This window comes from Paraglaciecola sp. MB-3u-78 (assembly GCF_002835935.1).
Classification (GTDB): Bacteria; Pseudomonadota; Gammaproteobacteria; order Enterobacterales; family Alteromonadaceae; genus Paraglaciecola.
Map to the genome: position 1 here is coordinate 410,119 of NZ_PJCF01000006.1, position 18,254 is coordinate 428,372.

21 protein-coding genes are annotated in these 18,254 nt (G+C 42.1%); 3 read left to right on the forward strand and 18 right to left on the reverse strand.

Translation table 11 applies throughout. The annotated features are described in order from the left end of the window. Window positions 1-73: 73 nt before the first annotated feature. From CXF95_RS16160 to gspC, 12 genes are all read right to left on the reverse strand, one after another. Window positions 74-817 (reverse strand): type II secretion system protein N, encoded by a 744-nt coding sequence (locus tag CXF95_RS16160; RefSeq protein ID WP_101199644.1) that lies wholly within the window; start codon window positions 815-817, stop codon window positions 74-76. Next, window positions 814-1,293, reverse strand: a complete 480-nt coding sequence (gene gspM, locus CXF95_RS16165; protein ID WP_101199645.1) for a type II secretion system protein GspM — start codon at window positions 1,291-1,293, stop codon at window positions 814-816. The genes CXF95_RS16160 and gspM overlap by 4 nt, the downstream gene beginning before the upstream one ends. A gap of 1 nt (window position 1,294) precedes the next feature. Beyond that, on the reverse strand, window positions 1,295-2,512 hold the full coding sequence (gene gspL / locus CXF95_RS16170; RefSeq protein WP_101199646.1) for a type II secretion system protein GspL: 1,218 nt from the start codon (window positions 2,510-2,512) through the stop codon (window positions 1,295-1,297). 63 nt (window positions 2,513-2,575) lie between these two features. Next, a complete protein-coding gene (gene gspK / locus CXF95_RS16175; protein ID WP_101199647.1) occupies window positions 2,576-3,577 on the reverse strand; it encodes a type II secretion system minor pseudopilin GspK in 1,002 nt (333 codons plus the stop codon). Continuing rightward, complete coding sequence (gene gspJ / locus CXF95_RS16180; RefSeq protein ID WP_101199648.1) at window positions 3,574-4,206, reverse strand: type II secretion system minor pseudopilin GspJ; 633 nt, start codon at window positions 4,204-4,206, stop codon at window positions 3,574-3,576. Before gspJ ends, gspK begins: the two co-directional genes overlap by 4 nt. After that, complete coding sequence (gspI, locus tag CXF95_RS16185; RefSeq protein ID WP_101199649.1) at window positions 4,203-4,607, reverse strand: type II secretion system minor pseudopilin GspI; 405 nt, start codon at window positions 4,605-4,607, stop codon at window positions 4,203-4,205. Before gspI ends, gspJ begins: the two co-directional genes overlap by 4 nt. Further along, window positions 4,597-5,223 carry a type II secretion system minor pseudopilin GspH gene (gspH, locus tag CXF95_RS16190; protein ID WP_101199650.1) on the reverse strand — a complete coding sequence of 209 codons (627 nt, stop codon included), beginning with the start codon at window positions 5,221-5,223 and terminating at the stop codon, window positions 4,597-4,599. The genes gspI and gspH overlap by 11 nt, the downstream gene beginning before the upstream one ends. A 21-nt stretch (window positions 5,224-5,244) precedes the next feature. Then, on the reverse strand, window positions 5,245-5,715 hold the full coding sequence (gene gspG / locus CXF95_RS16195) for a type II secretion system major pseudopilin GspG (protein WP_101199651.1): 471 nt from the start codon (window positions 5,713-5,715) through the stop codon (window positions 5,245-5,247). Continuing rightward, entirely contained in the window at window positions 5,715-6,935 is a 1,221-nt protein-coding gene (gspF, locus tag CXF95_RS16200) for a type II secretion system inner membrane protein GspF (protein ID WP_101199652.1), read from the reverse strand. Before gspF ends, gspG begins: the two co-directional genes overlap by 1 nt. Beyond that, window positions 6,936-8,498 (reverse strand): type II secretion system ATPase GspE, encoded by a 1,563-nt coding sequence (gspE, locus tag CXF95_RS16205; RefSeq protein ID WP_101199653.1) that lies wholly within the window; start codon window positions 8,496-8,498, stop codon window positions 6,936-6,938. Window positions 8,499-8,500: 2 nt separating this feature from the next. Continuing rightward, window positions 8,501-10,558 (reverse strand): type II secretion system secretin GspD, encoded by a 2,058-nt coding sequence (gspD, locus tag CXF95_RS16210; RefSeq protein ID WP_101199654.1) that lies wholly within the window; start codon window positions 10,556-10,558, stop codon window positions 8,501-8,503. After that, on the reverse strand, window positions 10,555-11,415 hold the full coding sequence (gene gspC, locus CXF95_RS16215) for a type II secretion system protein GspC (RefSeq protein ID WP_304528702.1): 861 nt from the start codon (window positions 11,413-11,415) through the stop codon (window positions 10,555-10,557). Before gspC ends, gspD begins: the two co-directional genes overlap by 4 nt. A 224-nt stretch (window positions 11,416-11,639) precedes the next feature. Between gspC and hslR the strand changes: the two genes are divergently transcribed. Both hslR and hslO read left to right on the forward strand, forming a co-directional pair. Next, window positions 11,640-12,038 carry a ribosome-associated heat shock protein Hsp15 gene (hslR, locus tag CXF95_RS16220; RefSeq protein WP_101199656.1) on the forward strand — a complete coding sequence of 133 codons (399 nt, stop codon included), beginning with the start codon at window positions 11,640-11,642 and terminating at the stop codon, window positions 12,036-12,038. 17 nt (window positions 12,039-12,055) lie between these two features. Beyond that, window positions 12,056-12,946 (forward strand): Hsp33 family molecular chaperone HslO, encoded by an 891-nt coding sequence (gene hslO / locus CXF95_RS16225; protein WP_101199657.1) that lies wholly within the window; start codon window positions 12,056-12,058, stop codon window positions 12,944-12,946. A 279-nt stretch (window positions 12,947-13,225) separates the two neighbouring features. Here hslO and CXF95_RS16230 read toward each other — a convergent pair whose 3' ends face one another. After that, window positions 13,226-14,194 (reverse strand): MBL fold metallo-hydrolase, encoded by a 969-nt coding sequence (locus CXF95_RS16230; protein ID WP_101199658.1) that lies wholly within the window; start codon window positions 14,192-14,194, stop codon window positions 13,226-13,228. Between the two features lie 143 nt (window positions 14,195-14,337). Here CXF95_RS16230 and CXF95_RS30765 point away from each other — a divergent pair, with 143 nt between their 5' ends. After that, window positions 14,338-14,406 carry a hypothetical protein gene (locus tag CXF95_RS30765; RefSeq protein WP_232787926.1) on the forward strand — a complete coding sequence of 23 codons (69 nt, stop codon included), beginning with the start codon at window positions 14,338-14,340 and terminating at the stop codon, window positions 14,404-14,406. Here the strand turns inward: CXF95_RS30765 and CXF95_RS16240 are convergent. From CXF95_RS16240 to ompR, 5 genes are all read right to left on the reverse strand, one after another. Next, window positions 14,403-15,149, reverse strand: coding sequence for a hypothetical protein (locus CXF95_RS16240; RefSeq protein WP_157828162.1), 747 nt, complete (start codon window positions 15,147-15,149; stop codon window positions 14,403-14,405). The genes CXF95_RS30765 and CXF95_RS16240 overlap by 4 nt on opposite strands. 226 nt (window positions 15,150-15,375) lie before the next feature. Next, the gene (locus CXF95_RS30770) at window positions 15,376-15,573 is read right to left on the reverse strand and encodes a hypothetical protein (RefSeq protein ID WP_232787882.1); all 198 of its coding nucleotides are present in this window, start codon (window positions 15,571-15,573) and stop codon (window positions 15,376-15,378) included. After that, window positions 15,570-15,938 (reverse strand): c-type cytochrome, encoded by a 369-nt coding sequence (locus CXF95_RS16245; RefSeq protein ID WP_232787927.1) that lies wholly within the window; start codon window positions 15,936-15,938, stop codon window positions 15,570-15,572. Before CXF95_RS16245 ends, CXF95_RS30770 begins: the two co-directional genes overlap by 4 nt. Window positions 15,939-16,081: 143 nt before the next feature. After that, on the reverse strand, window positions 16,082-17,383 hold the full coding sequence (envZ, locus tag CXF95_RS16250; protein ID WP_101199660.1) for a two-component system sensor histidine kinase EnvZ: 1,302 nt from the start codon (window positions 17,381-17,383) through the stop codon (window positions 16,082-16,084). A gap of 55 nt (window positions 17,384-17,438) precedes the next feature. Next, window positions 17,439-18,164, reverse strand: a complete 726-nt coding sequence (ompR, locus tag CXF95_RS16255) for a two-component system response regulator OmpR (protein WP_101199661.1) — start codon at window positions 18,162-18,164, stop codon at window positions 17,439-17,441. Between the last annotated feature and the right edge of the window lie 90 nt (window positions 18,165-18,254).

Consider the following 18,254-nt stretch of genomic DNA (forward strand, 5'->3'; position numbering starts at 1 on the left):
CAAGTTAATTAAATGTTCAGTAACCTATCAGATAGCATAAAAATATTGATGCTTGAAAACTCTCTTAACCCTGTTAAAACTTAATCGGATAATACCCATCAGCATCGGGTTTACCAAAAAACTGTGCCGCTTGGTGTACTTCTTTTGGTAAGCTGACTTCGGGTTTAAAACGTCCATTAATTTTAAATTTCAGATTAGCAGGAATAGTGGCTTTTGCGGTTAAGCCAAACCTATTGGGTTGTTTGACGTGCAACACAACGTTGCCGTCTTGGCAGCTTAGATCAGCATCGAAATCACCTAATTCTATGACACCGTTTACCCCCGTAAAGTTGGCATTTAACCATTGGCCTTTACCGGTAAATGTTTGGCAACCTGCTTCGTAATTCACCTCATTTAGCTCTACTTTAAAGCGCCCGTCAGCTTCAATTGGTATGGGTAAAGGCAACAAGCTAATCGCTAAGTTTGTGGGTATATAAGCTAATAAATTTTCAACTTTGAGGTGCTGCCCTTTGAAGCTAACATGTCCATTTACCGAGATTTGAGTGACATCGCGTATATCGCCCGCTTTAATATTGGTGCTGATTTCCCCTAATAACAAAGGGAAAAAAGACAGGCTCCAGTTGACATCAGAAATGGGGAACCCTTTTGCTTGGGCACTTTGCACATTACCATTCCAAATGGTGCCCGATATGCCACTCACACTTATCCCATTGGGCAGCTGCATTTTCGATAAAACATGGACTGCAGGTAATTTAACAATTAAAAATATAAAATAAACCACAAGGCATAAACTGCCCCATTTCAAAACTGACTTCATGATTTCCCTAGTTTTAAACGACGAATTTTAACTTGCCCAGGTAAATCAGATTCTGCGATATCAATATCTAATATGCTGACACCCGTTTTTTCAAGTGACTGCAACCAACTCAGTACATCATTAAAGGGAGCTTGATCTATCCAAACTTGTAATTCGTCACCCTGAGGTTGCATCCGAGAAATAGCAATTTTCATGGAATTAGCTGATTGGTTTACCGCTTGAGGTAGTGAGCCTGAAAATGAAGTCTTATTCACGCCACTACTTCGCAGTTGCACCGCTCGGTTTGCATTTTTTTGGACCCAATCAAGTAATTCTGTTTGATTTTTAACTGCTGTTTGATCTCTCTCAAGTGAGGTATTTAGGGGTGACCAAAACCCCCAATAAAATATGGCTACTAATACTAAGATCGCTGAAATAATCACTAAGCGTTGTTCACGATCACTGAGTTGTAAGAAGGTACTTTTGAGCTTGTCCATATTAACTCCTAATCGACAAAGAGCCGATTACCTGATTGTCTTTTTGATTAATAGAACCTTGCTCAACAGTAAAGCCTTGAGCTTCTGCTTGGCGCTTAAACTTGTCTAAGGCATCAAAATTACTGGCCACTACCTGAATACGCAACTCTCCCCGACTACTATCAAAGCGCATGGTTTGAGGTTTAACTTGCGACTCTTCAAATGCAGGCCTGAGTTGACTCAGCATAATTAACATCGATGCTCCACCACCACTTTGTTCCAAGGTCTTCATTTGGCGCGTCATGGTGGTTCTGAGATCGCGATATGCACCCGCATTAGGAAATGCACGTTGGTACTCACTACTAACCTGTGCCTTTAAAGTGTCCAGTTGCTCACTGAGTCGACTCTGCTCTAGGCTTTTGTCAATTAAAGCAGTGAATAGTGCAATAACAGCCAATACTGCAGCTAAACGCCATTTTTTCCATTGGCCACCGACTTTTGTGCTAATTTTGTACTCGCCTTGCAACAAGTTAAATTCCGTTAACTTGACCCCTTGGGCCAACACTTTCATAGGCAATTCAAGAGGCATCACCGACACCTCTAAATTCTCCATGCCTGCCATATCAGCCAAATCTGTACCGGAGTAATCATTAACCAAAAGCGCTTGTTCGGTTTGTTTGGCATATTGTCGAGCATGATGATTAATGGCTTGTATTAGCCAGTCTCTCTCACCTTGTAAGCCGGCCCAATCATCTTTACGAACCAACAATTGTTGTCCTAGTTCCAAGATAGACCAAGCGTTTTTATCTGCTAATGGCAGTGCCAAAACATCAGGTATAACTTGGTCGCAGGCTAAACCTGCGTCTTCAATTATATTCAGCCAGCTTTGTAGTTTTTCTTTGTTTACTACCGCGACAGCTTGTTTATTACCGTTTTTGGGGCCAAATGCAAAAAATTGCTGGGAGATATCGCCACTTATTTCCTCTTCCAATATAAAGGGAATAGCTGCTAAGGCTTTACGCCCAGCTTTAGCAGGCAACGCTACCCATTTGAGCAAAATATCGCTGGTAGGCACTAATGCACAAATCGGTCTTCTGCCTGCCCTGTCTGCTAAGGTGGCTAATTGTGCTGCATTAGGTAACTCACCAGAGGCAATGATTTCGTTTTGTTGGCTAGACCACACAATCCAATGAATCGGTTCATCTGGATTGGCGCCTAGTCGCACTACTAACTGTTCCATCAGGTTTACGTACCTTGTTGGTTGTTATGGATTAACAAAGCCATCTTGTTAAAAGCTTGGTCATTAAAAACCACTAAATTCACGTCTGATGACACTGACATTTTTACTTGGGTCGACCTTAAATAAAGTTTTCATAGAAAAAGTTGCATCATTGTACTTGGTCTTGGTATGTAAAATAAAATGTTCTGTTTTTACATCAAACCATTTTTTCTCTTCAGCATTAAGATTCGCAGCTTGGATGCTTGGCAGACTTAAAAATTCTGTAGTGGTTTGATAACCATCGGAACCACGATTAGCAAGTACAGATTTTGCATCAGATAAATTAAGTTTGGTAGCGGCGGCAATAACAGCCGCATTTTCTTCACTCACAGTGTTGACATTAATAACAAATAAACTGTCATTGGGTAATACACACACTAGTTTAAGTAATTCCCTGAGCCATGGTACTTCTACACCATTGATTAAACGTAACTCTGATTTATGCACCATATAATTGTTGGCTGCCACATAAGGAAATTGTAAGCTTTCATATTCGCTGTCTTCAGCACCTAAGTTCGAAAGTCTGTCATCTTCGTCTAACCAATCGACTAATGAGTCGGTAAGTGTATCAATATTATAACTAGGGATCGCAGGCTCAATGTGACCTAACAAACGTTTGAATGCTAAAATGCGATCAGCTAATACAGGGGTACTTCCAACTACAGCGCCACCGGAACCCGTTCCGGGCTCTCTTAACGCATTAAGGTTAAAGCAGCTTTGCATATCGACAAGTTGCGCTTGAATACCACCTCCTTCTATAGGGTACACAAATTCCTGATCCCATGGTTGCTCAAGGTGAATAACCTCACCATCTTCATCAATCAGTTGTTTAATGGATTTTCGCGCATACTGCTCAGCACCCATGGCATTCCAATAGGCTTGATTGTTTTCTTTGATGTTGGACGCCCGCTTAATTTGTAACTGCAACCTGCCACCCATTTCTGTGGCAAGCACGCTGACAATAGCCACAATTAACAACACTATGATTAAGGCCACGCCTTGCTGTTTACGCTTGAGTTGATTCATATACCGTTTGCCAATATAAATTCACGGCGAATTTCACCAAAGGTTTTACTAACTATGGTGATGGATATTGCTATTGGTAACGTAGCACTTGAATATGTTTCTTTCCATTCATCAGGCTCTTCTAGCTGCTCTGCCTCGGTTAAAAAACTGACACGAAAATCCTCAATATCAGAGAGTAAAATTTTTACTTTCGGTTCGTAACCAATCACATGGTCTACATAATTACCGTACAGGCGCTGCAGTTGTTCTTCCTGTAAACGATAACCAACAGCTTGCAATGTGCTTCGAGGCAACAACATTTGTGGGTTATGCCAGCCTGCTCTTACGAATCCAATACCATCTGCATCACTATCAAATACGTCTTCACCACCAGATATAACGGCACTAACGGGTTCGCTATTAATACGCACTTTACGAGGCACAATCTGTAAAATATCCCGTTCTATAGTCAGCATCGCTCTTTGTAATTCTTCCAACTTTTCAAAGCGTTCAGAAGATAACTGGTCGCTGCTAATGACCGAATTAAGCACACCGGTACTCGCCAACCCTATAATAGTAAAAATCGCCATGGCGACTAATATTTCTATAAGGGTAAAACCACCTTTATGATTATGTGGCCGGTTGATCATTTTGTGGTTTGCTTAGCGATGAATGTTTTTACTGAGGTTACTGTGCCTTTATATTGTTGGTCCAACCCAACAGACACTTCTACCTGCACCATGTCTGAGTCACTGGTTTTAATGACTCGTTGTTGCCAGTACCACTTTCGGCGCGCCATTTCTTGCTCGCCTTTTTGATTGTTTTTGACCGGCCAAGTGGTATCTATGTGTAATTGTGTGAGCCGATTGTTGGCAACCCAAGTAGCAAAAGTAATATCTTCAATTTGCCCAACCCCGATCAAATGGTCACTCGCAGCCTTCATAATGGCAGTGCCTGTTAGTGCAAAAATGAACAGGGCTACCAGTACTTCAAGTAGCGTCATCCCTATGGTGTATTTTGGGATTTTTACATGAGCAGCGTTAGGGTGCATTTAACGGCCCTTCAGTTGTTAATGGTGTACTATCTTGACCATTAAGCCGGAAGTATGTGGGCCGCTCATCACTAAATTCTGGTTCGTAGGCTAAGGTGATAGAAAAAGGGGTGATTTCACCACTAGAAAAAATAAAAATTTGTGGTGGATCGAGTTTCTTATCTTCCTGACTACCTATTTCCACGGCATCATTAGATACTGTCAGTTCTTCATCAAATACGCCGCTACTGAACAGGCTATCTTCCATTTCCCAAGGTAAGTCCGTTAAAAACAATTCCAAGGTGAACAAATCGGGTAATTGATGCTCAGCAAAGGTGGTATCAAGTTCAAGTTTTTGCCATTCTTGCTCTTCATCTTGGTACATAAAATAATAGCTGTTGTTGTCGTCATCCACTCGTAAACCTAATTGTCTCTGGTTTAACACCGCGAAATCCGACGCCATGTTAAACACCACGTGCAAACGTTGGGTTTGTTTTTTAAGTAAGTCTTGACCATTTTCGCCAGAATAACTGAGCACCACAGCACCCGTGGCCAATCCCATGATAAGCAACACCAGCATCACCTCTAGTAAGGTAAAACCAGCATATTTAGCAAAGGGTGAACGGCGCATAGTCATCTTAGTGGGTGATCAGTATACTTAGTTTAAGTAGTCGTTTAGATTCCAATTACCAATGTCATCTTCGGTGCCTGGTTCGCCGTCAGGACCATTAGAAAATATGTCAATCCGGCCTAGTTCACCGGGGCTAAGCAATTGGTAAGGATTGTTCCAAGGATCATTTGGCAGACGCGTGATATAGCCGTTTGCTCTGTAGTTGCGAGGAATGGGGTCGACAGTAGGTTCACTGACTAAGGCTTCTAAGCCTTGTTCCGAGGTGGGGAACACATTGTTACTCAATTTATATTGGGTCAATGCATTTTCTAGACTTTGGATGTCAATGGCCGCTGTTTTAATTTGCGCTTCTTCTTGATTGCCCAAAATTTGTGGTGCAATCATGCTCGCCATGATGCCGATAATTAACAATACCACCATGACTTCAATCAGAGTAAAGCCTTGGTTTCTGTGCTTATTTTTGTGTTTGTTTTTGTTTAAAAAGTTACGTTGTTTCATTAGATATTCACCATAGAGTTTAATGCCATAATAGGTTGTAAGATCGCCAGCACAATAAACAGTACGACTGTTGCCATAGTCACGATTAAAATAGGTTCGAATACTTTGAGTGAGACACCGACCAAAGATTCAAATTGTCTGTCTTGATTATCTGCAGCACGTCCTAACATTTGTTGTAATTCACCACTGCGTTCACCTGATGCGATCATATGCATCATCATAGGTGGAAACATTTTGGTTTGCTCTAGTGAGGCTCGCAAGCTCGACCCTTCTTTTACAAAACCTGCAGCGGTGTTGACCGCAGCCCTTATCTGTAAGTTCTCCAGTACTTCACTAGCAATACGCATACTTTCTAAGAGTGGCACCGCGCTGGAAGTTAAAATGCTTAATGTACGAGCAAATCGTGCGGTATTTAAGCCTTTCGATAATTTACCAATAAAAGGTAAGCCCAGAATGAATTTGTGATAACGCTTTTTCATGACAGGTTTCTGCAGTACGCGATTGACGATGACGACTAGTATCACCGTCACAATGGCAACAGCTAAACCATAGGCCTGTAAAAAATCACTCACATCAATCAATATCTGAGTGATAGTGGGTAAGTCTTGGCCCATATTCTGAAACTGCCCAACAATTTTGGGTACGACAACGGTCAACAGTAATATCACTATGGCGAAGGCAAAAAACATCATGATGCTGGGGTAAACCATAGCTTGAGTAATTTGGCTTTTGGTTTGTTGGCGCTTTTCGGTGTAATCCGCCAAACGGTTAAGCACTGTATCGAGGTGCCCTGATTTTTCGCCAGCGGCTACCATAGCGCGAAATAAATCATCAAACACGTGGGGAAATTCCGCCATCGCATAAGCTAAAGTGTGACCTTCTACTACTTTACTACGTACCGCCATCATCATGTTTTTTTGACGGGGTTTTTCACATTGCTCGGCAACGGCCAGTAAGGCTTCTTCAATAGGTAAGGAGGCTTCAACTAGTGTTGATAGTTGACGGGTAAGTAGGGATAAATCAGCAGCTGAAATGGTGTTTTTAAATAAAGTAAAGCCAGCTTGTGACTTGCGTTCTTTTTCAGCCACTTGGTCAACTTGCATGGGTATTAACCCTTGTTCACGCAATTGCTGACGTATTTGCCTGGGGTTATCACCCTCTAAAACACCATTTTTGTTTTTGCCACTTTTATCCATGGCTTGATATGCATAAGCAGCCATTTAATCTTCCTTTGTCACTCGCAACACTTCTTCAAGCGAGGTAATACCTAACAATACTTTTCCGCAGCCATCATCACGAATGCTCGGCGTGTTTTGGCGAATATATTTTTCAATCGCTTGCTCACCGTGGCCAGTATGAATCAGTTCTCGTATACCTTCATCGACGACTAATAATTCGTGAATACCTGTTCTGCCTCTGTAACCCGTTTGATTACAAGCCGCGCAGCCTTTAGGTATATGCACGGCATGGTCAGAGGCAGCAGCTGTTTTTATACCCAAAACTATGCATTCTTGCTCACTGGGGATATGTGATATTTTACAATCTGAGCATAAAGTACGCACCAAGCGTTGCGACAACACTGCCAATAAACTAGAGGATAATAAGAACGGTTCGATACCCATATCTTCTAAACGCGTGATGGCACCTGCTGCAGTATTAGTGTGCAAAGTCGACATCACTAAGTGACCGGTCAAACTGGCTTGCACACTGATTTGTGCTGTTTCTAAATCGCGAATTTCACCTACCATGACGACATCAGGATCTTGTCGCAATATCGCTCTTAGGCCACGGGCAAAGGTCATATCAACTTTTGGGTTAACTTGCGTTTGACCAATGCCTTGTAAATCAAATTCTATAGGGTCTTCAACCGTTAAAATATTCCTGTCTTTGGAATTGATTTCACTTAAGCCTGCATACAAGGTAGTCGATTTACCTGAGCCTGTCGGACCTGTTACCAAGATAATACCGTGAGGTTTACGTACCAGTTTAGAAAAGACACCACGATTGGCCTTTGTCATACCTAAGTCTTGCAAGTTTAGGCGTACGTTGTTTTTATCGAGTAAACGTAATACTACGCGTTCACCGTGACTAGACGGCATAGTGGAGACTCGCACATCAACCGCACGACCCGCAATACGTAAAGTAATACGGCCATCTTGTGGGACCCGTTTTTCGGCTATGTCCATTTTTGACATTACTTTGATACGAGATACTAACATCGAGGCCATTTTACGATTGGGACGTAAAATTTCTCGTAATACCCCATCGACTCTAAAGCGCACTAAAAGCTGAGTTTCGAAGGTTTCGATATGAATATCTGATGCGCCTTCCTTGATCGCTTCACCCAACATGGCGTTAATGAGTTTGATAATGGGTGCGTCATCTTCGCTTTCTAACAAATCTTCGGTGTTGGGTAAATCTTCCGCCAGACTAAACAAATCACTTTCATTGCCTATGTCTTCCATTAATTGTTTAGCTGCGGATGAGTCTCGTTGGAAGGCTCTGGTTAAGATGGACTCAAACTTATCAAGCTCGACTTCCTTAAGGCGAAATTCTGCGCCTAAAAATCGTCTGACTTCTGCAAATATCTGAAATTCTGTATCTTGGGTATGATACAGAATGGCGGGCTTTTCGCCTGTATCAAGTAATACTTGATGACGCTTAGCGAAACTAAAAGCCAATTGTTTGTGCTCGGGCTCGTCAACAGGCATATCCAGATCAGTGCCTGACTCTAGCAATGCCTGTTCTTCAGCATCCACAGCGCTTAGGTGGGCGACTGGCATGACTAGTCGTTATCCTTTTCTTTGTCTTTGTTCATAATATAATCTTCAAATGACGGCGGTAAGCTTAGCTTGTCATCCCACAAGGGTAAAGTCGGGCCTTCAGTATTTGGCATCAATGGAATACCTTGTGATTGGCGTTTCAACTGCTCAGCACGAATATACTGGTATTTTTTATGGCTAATTTCATTCATGGTGACGCCATCACGTATGATGGTTGGGCGAATAAATACCATTAGGTTACGCTTGCGTACACTGGTCGATGTCGATTTAAACAAGTGACCTAGAATTGGAATATCCCCTAGTAACGGGACTTTAGATACGCTTTCTTGTACGTCCTCATCGATTAAACCACCCAAAACTATAGTGCCACCGTCATCCACAATGACAGTGGTTTTAATTTCGCGTTTATTAATAATAACATCAACTGACGTAGCGCCACTTATGCTAGACACTTCTTGTTCAATCAATAATTGTACCGCGTCTCCTTCGTTAATTTGTGGGGTCACTTTTAATTTTATACCCACTTCTTGACGTTCAACAGACTGAAAAGGGTTCGAATTGGTTGAGCCTGTGGTTGAGCCTGTAATAAGAGGTACGTCTTGACCTACTATAAAAAAGGCTTCTTCGTTATCCATAGTGGTGAGATGAGGAGTGGCAAGAATATTTGAATTGGTATCTGTACTCACCGCTTGTAAAACTGCTCCCCAGCCACCTGAGACGCCACCGAGTAAAAAGCCGTTCACCCCACCAAGTAATGAGGCTAACGTGGAAAAATCTCCAAGTTGAGTTTTTTCCGTGGGTACCACTACCGCATCACCGTTAGAGGTTGTGGTAATGGAATCTACAATAGTTTTGTCTTGGGCTTGTTCAACCCCAACAGCAAGGGAGCCTATACCCACCACACCATTAGTAAACTGTGTGCCGCCGCCTTTTTCATTGGCCCATTGCACGCCTAAAGTGGTGCCGTCACCTTCAAATACTTCAACAATGATCGCTTCCACTTGCACTTGGGCGCGGCGCACATCTAATTGACGTATGACATCTTCCAGTGAGCGCATCATATCTGGCTCAGCCGTTATGACTAGTGCGTTTGAGTCTTCATGAGAATCAATGCTGACATCACGACTAGAGGTCTGGCGGCCCTTAGTTGAGCTATTTTCTTCAGCTTGAATGCTGGCGCTTACACCTTGTAATACTTTGACTAAATCTTCCGATTTAGCGTAATTCAAAAATATGACACGGGTATTACCACTGGTTTCTAGTTCAGAGTCCATTCGCTCAACTAAATTTATTAAACGTTTACGGGCTTTAACATCACCACTGACAATAATACTATTGGTTCTATCATCGGCTACAACTCTTGGATCGGATTTACCACCTGAGTTCGACTTGCCTTGAGACTTATTGACGCTGTCGATAATACGCACCAACTCGGTGGCAGAAGCATATTTTAATTTAATAATTTCGACTTCTTCGTCACCGGCTTTGTCAACACGTTCAATTATTTCAACTAAGCGATTAACCACAGCAGCGCGGCCAGTGAGCATCATCACGTTGGATGCATCATGACTGACTACGTTACCACCGCCAGCGGTATCATTTAGTTGGCGCAATAGTGGTGCAAGTTCTCTTACAGGTACGTTATAAACAGGCATCACTCGGGTAATCATTTCATCACCATCAAAAGGGCTGCCTTCCACTACCGGAATATTCGCGGACTTGGCATCTTTGGAGCGGATAACCTTGATCACACCACTGGACATTGTGACAGCTGAATAACCGTAAACTTGCAACACGTTTAAGAAAAACTGGTAATACTGCTCTTCATTGAGCAAATCATAACTGCGCACGGTGATTTTCCCCCGCACATTAGGATCAACAATAATGGTCTTCTTCAGATTTTTACCCACAATATTAATAAATTCACTGATTTCAGTGTTTTTAAAATTCGGAGAATAATCCGCAGCAGCCACTAGACTCGAAACAGCAAAAAACGCACTGCCAACAACTAGGAGTAATCCCTTTAATACATTGGAGCGGTTGCGTAAGGTACACATCATATTTCTGGTTCCTCTTCCCCTTGGGGCAGATCAAGGTAAATAGTAATAAATTCATCTTCGCGTTGTACAGACATTTGCAAAGATTGTAGTTCTTTGAGCATATTCATAGCTTCTAAGGCTTGCTGCATATCGGTTAAATCTAAGCCATTTATATCAGTAATGACATCACCTGACTTTAACCCCGCAGCTTTGAACAAAGCGGGCTTTTTACCCGGGCTCACACGGTATCCCAAAAGCTCACCATTAGGTCGATGTGGTGATACAGCAATGTAGTCAACAAAACTGGCTGGTTGATCTTGTAATTCCCTGGCAGATTGAACTGCATCGTCAAATAATGTGCGGCGCTCTGGGCCTGGATTATTGGGTTGTGAAAGTGTGACTGGAGCTTGATTAGGTTGCTTAATCGATTGGTTGGACGTTGTATTATAATCCACACCATCTAACATCAATGTTTCACTGGTGGGGCCATTTTTAATAATGACTCTGTCCACATAAACTTCTTTTAATGAAGCATTAGTGCCTTCAATTTTATCACCAATACCATAGGTTTGTTGTTGGTTTCGATTTTCGATTATTGCAGCGCCTTGATCTTTAACCGAGCTGGAGACCACGCCGGTTAACGTCAAATTAAGTCGAGTAACGGGTGCATCTGTCACTTCCATTTCTACTACTGGTTCGGCATTATAATCACCAAATAAATTAAGCCGTTTGATGTCAGCTAAATTTAAGCTGCTATTAGCGTTATTTAGGGTAACGGGTTGACCACTAGATATGTTTTCTAAGCTGCCATTGTCGGCAGGTTTAGGCCACAAACGCCAGGTTAGTTCTGCCCCATAAGAAAGTAGAAAAATTGACAACAGTAATACCATCAAAAAATTAATTTTTTGATGGTATTTGACTAGTTGGAGCCATAATTGATTAGCGGTATGATTAACGACAGTCATTGTCTCTCGGTGGGGTTAATAATAAAGTCTAACACGTTAATGATAACCAGTAGCAACAAGTGGGACAACTTTAATCCACCTTAGTTATAAAAAAACGACAAATTAACTGACAAATGAAAATGTAAAGGGCTTAGATAGTGCAAAAAATTCTAAATGAAGGCCAAAGTGTACGCTTAGACAAGTGGCTTTGGGCTGCGCGTTTCTATAAAACCCGCTCCATAGCCAGAGATGCGGTGCAATCTGGCAAGGTGCAATACAACGGACAACGCAGTAAACCCGGAAAAGTAGTCGAATTGGGGGCTAGTATAAAGATACCCCAAGGATTCGACCTAAAGGATGTAGTGGTACTGCAAATAAAAGAACAGCGTCTAGGCGCACCACTTGCGCAACTAATGTATGAGGAAACCCCAGCCAGCGAAACGTTGAGGGCAAATAATGCAGAAGCACGGAGACTAAGTGCCTTTCATAGTCCAAAACCTGACGGCCGACCAGATAAAAAGCAACGCCGCCAAATTATTCAATTTAAACATCAATAATTCCCAAGGTAACCAACATGGCATTTGACCAGCTGCATCGATATTTATTCAATCAAGGCAATGTAAGAGGAGAAATGGTGCGTTTAGAAAAAAGTTTTCAGGCCATTTTAGATTCTTATCCTTATCCGCCTGTTATCCAAAAACTGTTGGGTGAGCTGATGGCTGCGACTAGTTTGTTGACCGCAACATTAAAATTTAAAGGCGACATTGCCATCCAAATTCAAGGAGAAGGCCCTGTTAGTTATGCCGTGATTAATGGCACTCATAATCAGCAGTTAAGAGGAGTGGCAAGGTGGGACGAAACACTGAAAATATTACCTTCTGAATTCAGTGAATTGGTCCCTAAAGGAGTGCTGGTGATCACTATTACTCCAGAACAGGGCGAACGTTATCAAGGCATGGTCGCTCTAGATAAATCTACTTTGTCAGAATGTGTTGAAGCATATTTCGAACAATCTGAACAGCTAGCTACTAAAGTGATATTACGTACTCAGCTAATAGACCAGCATGAAAAAGCCTGTGGCATGTTTTTACAAATTTTACCTACCAGCAGTCAATCAACAGATAAGGCTGACACCGCCTTCGAACATCTCAGTACCATAACCGACACCATTAAAAATGAAGAGCTATTCGAGCTAACAGCTGAAGATATTTTACATCGTTTATATCATCAAGAAGACCTTGAGTTATACCCTGCGAGTGACGTGGTTTTTAAGTGTAATTGCAGTAAAGAGCGCAGCGCAACTGCACTCTCTGGAGTCAGTAAAGAGGAGTTATTAGACATTATTGCTGCAGACGGCGACATAAAAATGAATTGCCAATACTGCCATACCGAATACAGTTTTGATGCGATTGATATTGAGAGTATTCATGGGGGCACTTTTAATCTTCCTGTTGGACAGGGTTAGTCGTATCTTTTACATTTGATGGCAATATTAGTTTGATTTTAGACAGTCTCTGTATGGATAAGGCAAGTTGAGTGTTTATTGAAAAAATCAGGTATCGGGTAAAAAGGATGGAAGAAACCGAGTGATAGTGGCCTAAGGAATCTACATTAGATTTCCACAAGTGCTGTCAGATGAAAGACATTTTAGCTTTTTTGCCTATCACTTTCCTTCACCTAGCAACCTTAAATTAGGAAGCCATAGACCTCATTTCAACCCGCTTTTTATTATCCCTGTAGTGGCTCAGTCGAGACAAACACGTTCACCGCGTTTTGCGACTTTAAAGCCTTTTTGTTGAACTAAATCATATTGTTTACTTGAAGAATATCTAATCTTATTACTGTGATTAATATGAAAAAACCTGACTTTATTTTGTTCAGTCTGGGGTAAGTTTTCGAATCGGTCCATTGAAGCTACGACACGAGGATGGGGGATTTTTGACATATCTCGCCCTTGCAATTCATTATTATCGAAGAACGTAGCATCAAGGTATGCCACGTCAACTTGAGATATTATATCTTCAATACGGGTATTAAATTCAGTTTCCCATCGATCCCAATCGTCAATGTCGGGCAAAAAAAGTACACTTTTTGATGGGCCTTTAATAACATAGCCAGCTGTTTCAGAATATTCGTCGCGATGCGGCACCAAGTGGGCCGTGACCGATAAATCATCATTAAACACAACAGGTTTTTTGGGTATTATTGAGATGAGTTCAATGTTTTTATAGTTGACTAGTTGGTCCCACGGCCCATTATTTTCCAAAAAATTTTGCATCCGTGGTAGAGGAAAAACCTTAAGTCCTTTGGTGCCTATAGATTCATGTCCTGCGAACATCAAACCAGTATAATGGCCAATATGGGCATGTGTTAAAAACACAGCAGATAATCCCAGTGGCGCATTGCCTCCTTCACTCATACTATCAAGCAAATTCATTTGTTCTCGTAAGTCAGGAGTGGCCTCAAAAAGATAACGGTTAGAATAACGATGATCGACTAATGCCCCTGATGCCGCCCATAATTTTAAAGAAGGATTTGCCCAAGCAGGATCATCTGGGTTGCCAATCTGGGGGGCTCCTCCGTCCTGTCCTATGCCTAGAATAACAAACTCGACGTTACAGGATGCTGACGATGGCTCTTTTACAGAGAAAAGATCTGCGCAGCCAGTTGTCAATAAAACTGTCGTAAATACAAGAAGTCCGTAATATTTCATGAAATATCCTTTGATGTCTAAGGGTAAACTGCGCCACCTTGGTTACATTTCAGCAGCTTTTCTCATGCCCAAAAGCAAAGCGAACATGATTCGATACCCAGAATAGTGATGGGAAAATACAAAAAAATCACAACGAAATCGCCATACCAGTCTCGGTAGAGGTACATCATGCACTCGTTGACGGCTTGCATGTGGGTCAGCGAGCAGCTTAGCTTTTTTGTGGAGAATATGCAGCATCATTGATCTCGAGCATGATTTCGTAAAGCCTGCCATGAGCACTATCGCAAATTGCATCTGTTAACATTCCTTCAGGGTCGCATTTTTTTGCTCCGTCAATAAGCCGCGCGTATTGACGGACAAAATTATTGCTGTGGCGAGCTCTTATTTCTGTGCCATACAGTAAATCGTACATATCTTCTTCATCGGTTGCGCTGAGGAGTAAAAAGCGGCGGCTAAACATTTCTGCGTCTCCATTAACCATTTCTGACCATAACTTGCTCATTTTATCTGAATCAATTAATCCAACCCCTCTTGGGCCCTGACTAGAGATATACAGCATACCAACAACAGAACCCAAGGTAACTCTGACCATTTCGTACATGCGGATAAATGATTGTTGCTGGGAGTGCTGAACACTGATCTGAATACTACTAGTTTGAATAGCTGCATGTTGTGCACTTTTTTGCATCTCAATATGCTGTTGATGCATGGCTTCGTTGTTTTTTGATAACTCTTTTTGCTGTAAAAAGAATCCTACCACTAACCAAAGGAAAGCAAGGGGGGCAAATGCTCCTTCTAGGAAGCTTCCCAAAGTGTCCAGTGGTTGTTTTGAAAACTCGTCCCAGCCTATGTGTGCAGTTAAATAGTAAGCGCCTGATCCGAGCCAAAAAAAGGTGAGGGATAACGCTAGGAATAGTCGCCAATCTAGTTCGCTTAACCGTTTAGGGATCAACACATTCTCTCTCATATTTAAAAGTGATTCTGATTCTCCGAAAATAGCAGTCAAAGTATCAGACTACCAGTTTTAAACATTCCGAATGAAAGTGGGCCGCGGACTTCCCTTAGTCTTATAGGCAAATTTTGTCTTTTCCAGTCAATTGCAACTAGTACTAAATAGTGGGCACAGTCGCTCTTTATTGGCGTTAGAAAGTGAGTGGTTTTTGAAATTCGGCTATGACCAATCAGGTTTTACTATTCCCCGAAATCAGGTATTCCAGAGTGTAACTATCGATATCTGCTACGGTTAATTTTTCATCAAAAGCGAGCATGGGTGTATCTTGGCGGCCATGTTCAATTGCATAACGAATAAACTCATCTTTGTTATGGGCTAATGCTGATTGATTGCCCAAAGCGGGGGCAGAAATGCCCTCACCATTCACCCCATGACATGAAGCGCAGTTTGTTTGGTATACCTCTGAGCCTCTTTTGATAACCCCTCGACAGGGTTTTCAGACAATTTCACTCGTTGGGCACCAGATTGCCAAAATAACCAATAGGTTAAATCCCAAACTTCATCAAGTGTCATTGGGCCACCCATTTCATCAAGGTAACCACCCATGGCGGTACCTTGCCGACCATAAGAAATGGGGCGTAATATTGCATGGGGCACACCGGATTCAAATAAACTTTTAGCACGCAGCGACGGCGCGTGGTCATTTTTGTGCCCTTCACGATTTTCACCGTGGCATAAGACGCAATATTTTTGATAATTAGCCGAGGCAACAGCAGCTTGTTCGGTGGTCAGCTCACGAGGGGGATCTTGTTTTTCATAGGCTTTTTTTGCGAAAACATATTAGACAAAACGACGTAAGTAATCGTTATTACAGTGAGTTTAAGAAGTTTGCTCATCCTATTAGTCCTTTAATAAATGGATATCCTTAAGTCTAGTTAACCCATCACCTGATAGCCAATAGACACATTAGCAATTAAGCCCCCTTGAGCATGATTTTGCAACGTGACTTTTCCAGAGTGCATTTCAACTATGCGTTTAATAATAGCTAAACCTAGCCCTGAGCCTAAGCTACCACGTGCTTTGTCGCCTTGAGTGAAAGGTTCAAATAGGCTTTGTATATGCTCTTCTGGGATCCCTGGGCCAAAGTCGCGTATAGCAAAACATAACTGCTTTTCTTTTTTATTATGCCGGGACGTAATTTCGATTTTGTTACTGCCATAACGAAAGGCGTTTTCGATTAAGTTGTCTAACACTCTTTTTAATGCCACACGTCTAATTAACGTTATGGGTAGTGGCTCAAGATTTAAAGTAATTCTATGGTTTTCTTCTATATTTCTGACTTGTGCTGCGTCTTTGATCAGGTCATTTAAATTACTTGCCTGCATACATTCTTGTTGGTCTTGGCGCACATAATCGATAAATTGATCAATGATTTCGTTCATATCTTCAATATCGTGAACTATGCCTTCTTTCACCCAGTCTTGGGATTCGGGTAACATTTCTGACGCTAATCTGATACGAGTAAGAGGTGTGCGTAGATCGTGTGATATACCGGCGGTCAATAACGCTCTGTCATCTTCAAGTTGTTTAATGCCTTTAGACATTTGATTAAAGGCATGGGTGACGGCTATTAATTCAGTTGAGCCTTCTTCTTTTAGTGGTTTAGGCACTTGCCCCCTGCCTACTAATAACGCGGCATCTTGTAGGGCTTTTAAAGGGCGGTTCAATCGCCGTACAAAAATCAAACTACCACCCACACTTAAGATGCCAATCATCAGTAGGTAAACTAAATGAGGTGAACCGTCGCCTTGTCCCAATCCCACCATAGGAATAGTGATCCAAATATCGGGATTTTGTGGCGGGTTGATCCAATATAAATAAGGCTCGGCATGGGTGATTCTCACTTGTGCTTCGCCACCTAGACTATCTGATATTTGCCTTGACCAAAATTGATAGGGAGTGGCTTGATCTAAACCATTTTGAATGGCTTCTGACTGGCTGTATACCTGCATGCCAGCGGCTTTGTAAAAACGCGGATCAAGTTGCGGGTTTTGGCTGTCAATGTCTTCAATAAAAGCTAGCTTGATTTGTGTAGCAAGCAAATTATTGAGTTGTCGCACATTGGGGCTAACAAAATAAAAGGTAACAGAGACTAAAGACGCTATTTGGTTGATAAACAGTAAGATGCTAATCAACAAAACGGTTTGACCAAAGGCACTCTTGGGAAGAAATCTCACTTAGTTTTCAGCACAGATGCTAAGTTGTGTGAAGTGCTGGTGTTAAGCACGACTACTAAGCCGCGCTTTCGCCATCTGGTACAAACACATAACCTAGGCCCCAAACGGTTTGGATGTAACGTGGGTTGGCAGGATCTTCTTCAAGCATGCGACGCAAGCGGGAAACCTGTACATCGATACTGCGTTCCAGTGCACTATAGTCTCGGCCTCGGGCTAGGTTCATGAGTTTGTCACGGGACAGGGGCTCTCTTGGATGAGTCACTAAAGATTTGAGCACTGCAAATTCACCACTGGTGAGAGTCATCGCTTGGCCTTCGGCACTCATTTCTCTAGTGCCAAGATTAAGTGAGTACTTACCAAATTCAATTATTTGTTCTTCAAGAGAAGGTGCGCCCGGCGCTTCGGTTGTTTTGCGGCGCAGTACTGCTTTTATTCTGGCAAGTAATTCTCTGGGGTTAAAAGGTTTGGGTAGATAATCGTCTGCACCCATTTCTAGGCCAATAATGCGGTCAACTTCATCACCTTTAGCGGTGAGCATTATGATGGGGATCCCATTTTCTTTTTGACGTAAACGACGACAAATAGATAAGCCATCTTCACCGGGTAACATCAAATCAAGCACCATAAGGTGGAAATTTTCGCGCTCTAACAATCTATCCATTTGTTCAGAATTAGCAGCGGCTCTGACCTGAAAACCTTGTTCAACTAAGTAGCGTTCCAATAGGCTGCGTAAGCGCATATCGTCATCGACTACTAAAATCTTTGTTGTTTCCTGTCCCATAACCTAATCCAAATATATTGCATGATTGAATACACTATATGCGAAAGCCTGTTAATTCAAAAGCTTGCCATGATTGGCAAAGCATTTGGA

What these genes read in the sequence shown, in the direction of transcription:
- CXF95_RS16160 (WP_101199644.1), bottom strand. Translation starts at nt 817, where the DNA reads ATGAAGTCAGTTTTGAAATGGGGCAGTTTATGCCTTGTGGTTTATTTT.
- gspM (WP_101199645.1), bottom strand. Translation starts at nt 1,293, where the DNA reads ATGGACAAGCTCAAAAGTACCTTCTTACAACTCAGTGATCGTGAACAA.
- gspL (WP_101199646.1), bottom strand. Translation starts at nt 2,512, where the DNA reads ATGGAACAGTTAGTAGTGCGACTAGGCGCCAATCCAGATGAACCGATT.
- gspK (WP_101199647.1), bottom strand. Translation starts at nt 3,577, where the DNA reads ATGAATCAACTCAAGCGTAAACAGCAAGGCGTGGCCTTAATCATAGTG.
- gspJ (WP_101199648.1), bottom strand. Translation starts at nt 4,206, where the DNA reads ATGATCAACCGGCCACATAATCATAAAGGTGGTTTTACCCTTATAGAA.
- gspI (WP_101199649.1), bottom strand. Translation starts at nt 4,607, where the DNA reads ATGCACCCTAACGCTGCTCATGTAAAAATCCCAAAATACACCATAGGG.
- gspH (WP_101199650.1), bottom strand. Translation starts at nt 5,223, where the DNA reads ATGACTATGCGCCGTTCACCCTTTGCTAAATATGCTGGTTTTACCTTA.
- gspG (WP_101199651.1), bottom strand. Translation starts at nt 5,715, where the DNA reads ATGAAACAACGTAACTTTTTAAACAAAAACAAACACAAAAATAAGCAC.
- gspF (WP_101199652.1), bottom strand. Translation starts at nt 6,935, where the DNA reads ATGGCTGCTTATGCATATCAAGCCATGGATAAAAGTGGCAAAAACAAA.
- gspE (WP_101199653.1), bottom strand. Translation starts at nt 8,498, where the DNA reads ATGCCAGTCGCCCACCTAAGCGCTGTGGATGCTGAAGAACAGGCATTG.
- gspD (WP_101199654.1), bottom strand. Translation starts at nt 10,558, where the DNA reads ATGATGTGTACCTTACGCAACCGCTCCAATGTATTAAAGGGATTACTC.
- hslO (WP_101199657.1), top strand. Translation starts at nt 12,056, where the DNA reads ATGGCATTTGACCAGCTGCATCGATATTTATTCAATCAAGGCAATGTA.
- CXF95_RS16230 (WP_101199658.1), bottom strand. Translation starts at nt 14,194, where the DNA reads ATGAAATATTACGGACTTCTTGTATTTACGACAGTTTTATTGACAACT.
- ompR (WP_101199661.1), bottom strand. Translation starts at nt 18,164, where the DNA reads ATGGGACAGGAAACAACAAAGATTTTAGTAGTCGATGACGATATGCGC.